The 3439-nt window shown below is 66.4% G+C and carries 4 protein-coding genes; 2 read left to right on the top strand and 2 right to left on the bottom strand.

Annotated elements, in window-relative coordinates; all coding sequences use genetic code 11:
* The coding region (locus tag HUU94_RS08150; protein WP_438827115.1) for a DNA gyrase subunit A at positions 1–575 on the bottom strand (575 nt) is incomplete at its 3' end.
* A 292-nt stretch (positions 576–867) separates the two neighbouring features.
* Here HUU94_RS08150 and HUU94_RS08155 point away from each other — a divergent pair.
* Positions 868–1134 (top strand): GCG_CRPN prefix-to-repeats domain-containing protein, encoded by a 267-nt coding sequence (locus tag HUU94_RS08155; RefSeq protein WP_174274591.1) that lies wholly within the window; start codon positions 868–870, stop codon positions 1132–1134.
* A gap of 42 nt (positions 1135–1176) precedes the next feature.
* Here the strand turns inward: HUU94_RS08155 and yaaA are convergent, their stop codons facing one another.
* Complete coding sequence (gene yaaA / locus HUU94_RS08160; RefSeq protein WP_174274592.1) at positions 1177–1941, bottom strand: peroxide stress protein YaaA; 765 nt, start codon at positions 1939–1941, stop codon at positions 1177–1179.
* 129 nt (positions 1942–2070) lie between these two features.
* Here yaaA and HUU94_RS08165 point away from each other — a divergent pair, with 129 nt between their 5' ends.
* Positions 2071–3330, top strand: coding sequence for a hypothetical protein (locus tag HUU94_RS08165; protein WP_174274593.1), 1260 nt, complete (start codon positions 2071–2073; stop codon positions 3328–3330).
* Positions 3331–3439 lie beyond the last annotated feature (109 nt).

A 3439-nucleotide genomic window follows, 5' to 3' on the forward strand; every position in this document is an offset into this window, starting at 1 on the left:
TTGTGCGGCGGGATGTTGGTCGCCATGCCGACCGCGATGCCGCCGGCGCCGTTGACCAGCAGGTTGGGGAAGCGCGCGGGCAGCACCAGCGGCTCCTGCCGCGAGCCATCATAATTGGGGCCGAAATCGACGGTATCCTTGTCGATGTCTTCCAGCAGCGCCATCGCCGGCTTGGACAGCCGCGCCTCGGTGTAGCGCATCGACGCGGGAAGATCGGGATCCATCGATCCGAAATTGCCCTGGCCATCGACCAGCATGACGCGCATCGCCCAATCCTGCGCCATGCGCGCGAGCGCCATGTAGATCGAGCTGTCGCCGTGGGGATGGTAATTGCCCATCACGTCGCCGACGATCTTGGCGGACTTGCGATAGGGGCGGCCGGGGACGAAGCCGCCCTCCTGGCTGGCGTAGAGGATGCGGCGGTGGACGGGCTTGAGGCCGTCGCGCACGTCGGGCAGCGCGCGCGCGACGATCACGCTCATCGCATAATCGAGATAGCTCGATTTCATCTCGTCGACGATGTTGATCGGAGAGATGTCGCTGCCCTCGATCGGCGGCGGCGGGACGGTGGCCAAAGTCAGTTTCCAGTCAGCAGGATTTGCGAGCGGGCGGATCGCCCGGCGGTCGCATCCCGTCTAGCCAGTCGCGGGCTGGATGAACAGCCCGCGCGTATACGCGCGCCTACGCGCACGCGAGAAGCCGGGGCGGGTCGGCGCGCTGCGCTAGCCGATCGGACGGGGGAAGTAAGTCGATGCAGGTTGGAACCGATTTCCCGTTCCCGGATTTCGCGATCGACGGAAAACGCGTTCCCGTCGTGGCCCGGTGCGGTTCGATCTCGCGCGGGCGCTTCAAAAGGAGAAGGTCGCGATGAACAAAATCCTGCTTGCCGCGCTTGGCGCCGGCATCGCCCTGAGTGCCACCGCCGCCAATGCCGCCGACGGGTGCGGCCGTGGCTATCATCGTGGGCCGTACGGCCACTGCCGTCCGAACGGTGGTCGGAACGTCGGCCGTGGTCCCGTCGTGGTCGCGCCCGGTCTGGTGATCGGCAATTTCTATCAGGGCCGGGGCTATTGGGACGGCAATGGCTATCGGCAGAACCGCTATCGCTACCAGAATGGCTGGCGCTACCGCTGATAGCGTAGCGGCGGGAGCGGCCCCGGCTGATCCCGCCGCGCGTCAGCCCCGGTGGCGCACGAAGCGCCAGAGGTCGTCCTCCGAAGCATTGGCGTCATACCGATAGCCGTCGCTGTCGAAGCCCTTCATCCCCTCCACCTCGGTGACATGATGCTCGCACATCCAGCGCGCCATCATGCCGCGCGCGCGCTTGGCATCGAAGCTGACGAAGCGCGGGCCATCGGGGCCGTCTTCGCGGAAATCGACGGTGACGATCCGCGCGCCAGCAGGCGGCGCCTGTTCGACGACGTGCCAATATTCCTTGCTGGCGAGGTTGAGGATCGTTCCCGATCCCTCCTGCTCCAGCGCCGTACCCAGCGCGGCGGAGACGCGGGCACCCCACCAGCCGTAGAGATTCTTCTTGCGCCCCGGCGCCCAGCTTGTTCCCATCTCCAGGCGATAGGGCCGGATCGCGTCCAGCGGGCGGAGCAATCCGTAAAGACCCGAGAGGATGCGCAGATGATCCTGCGCGAAGGCGAGCCCGGCATCGTCGAGCGTCTTGGCCTCGAAGCCGGTATAGACGTCGCCCGCGAACGCCCGGATCGCCGGACGCTCCGGGCCTTCCGCAAATTCCCGGAACCGCGCGGCGTTGAGCTTGGCGAGCTTGGGCGAGATGCGCATCAACGCGCCGAGCTTCTTCGCCGAAAGCCGGGCGGCGGCCTTGGCGAGCGCATCCGCCTCGGCGGCGAATTGTGGGCTGGTCGGCGGCATCGCCGGCAGCGGGCTTTCATAATCGAGGGTCTTGGCGGGGCTGAGCAGCGCGATCATGTAATCGGGCTAGCAGCGCCCGCGCGGACGCGGAAGCGGAACCGCCGCCTTGCCCGTGCCTTCGTGCTCGATTATCGAGCCGCATGGTCGCGCCGCTTGCGGTATATGGACGAGTAGGAGATGAAGCCGATGAGAAATGTTTCCACGATCGCGCTTGGCTGCGCGCTGGCGCTCGGCGGGATCGCGGCCGGCGCGCCCGCTCTTGCCAAGGATAAGGCGCCAGCGGCGGCCGCGTCGCTGAAGCCCTCGGCCAAGGTGCTGCCGCTCGCCGCCGACATTCAGAAAGCGATCGCGGCGAAGGATTTCGCCACCGCCAAGGCGAAGCTCGCCGAGGCCGAGCCCTTGATCTCGACCGACGACGACAAGCTCTTCATCGGCCAGTTCCTGATCAGCGTCGGGCAGGAAACCAACGACAACGCCTCCGTGGTGCGCGGCATCGATCTGATGATCGCCAGCGGCAAGGCGCCCGTCGAGATGCAGCCCGCGCTCTACGCCAATCAGGGAACGCTGGCCTTCAACGCCAAGGATTATGCCAAGGCCAATGCGGCGATGACGCAGGCCTATCGGATGGGATCGACCGATCAAAACGTGCTGCCGGTGTTGATCGAGACGATGCGGTCGCAGCCGTTGCAGGCGCTGACCTTTCTCAACGACGCGGTCGACAAGGCCAATGCCGGGGGCAAGCCCGTGCCCAAGGAATGGTATGGCCGGGGCTTCACGATCGGCTATCAGGTCAAGCCGACTTCGCCCGATTTCGCCGCGGTGCGCCGCGCCACCAACGAACTCGACAAGAAATGGGTGGTCGCCGAGCCGACCGGCACCGTCTGGCATGATGTGCTGCTGCTCTACATGGACGGCAACAGCGCGGACGCCGATCTCAAGATAGACGTCAATCGCCTGCTGCTCGCGTCGGGCGGGCTGCACGGCGGCGCGGACTATCTGGAATATGCCGAGCTAGTCTATCTGAAATTCCCCGGCGAAGCGAAGGCCGTGCTGGATACCGGCGTTCGCAAGGGGCTGCTCAACCTCGCCTCCAACCGCAACGCTTCCGAGATCAACCAGATCGCCACGGCGAAGGCGCCGGCCGACAAGGCATCGCTGGCCGCCAGCGACAAATCGGCGCGCGCGGCGGCGACGGGCAAGTCGGCGCTTTCCACCGCTGACGCCTATCTCGGCTATGGCGATTATGCCAAGGCGATCGATCTCTACGGCGTCGCGATGCAGAAGGGCGGCGTCGACGCGAACGTCGTCAACACGCGCCTGGGCATCGCGCTCTATCGTTCGGGCAACGCCGCGGGCGCCAAGGCGGCGTTCGCCAAGGTCACCGGGCAGCGCAAGGATCTCGCCGATTTCTGGACGATCCTGATCGACCATCCCGCCGCCGCCTGATCGGGGGCGGGTCAGAGTCCGTCCTATCGTCACCCCGGCCTTGAGCCGGGGTCCCGCTGCTTGGCCGACGCTTAGGAAGAAGCGGGACCCCGGCTCAAGGCCGGGGGGA

Source organism: Sphingomonas bacterium (assembly GCF_903644055.1).
Lineage (GTDB): Bacteria > Pseudomonadota > Alphaproteobacteria > Sphingomonadales > Sphingomonadaceae > Sphingomonas_I.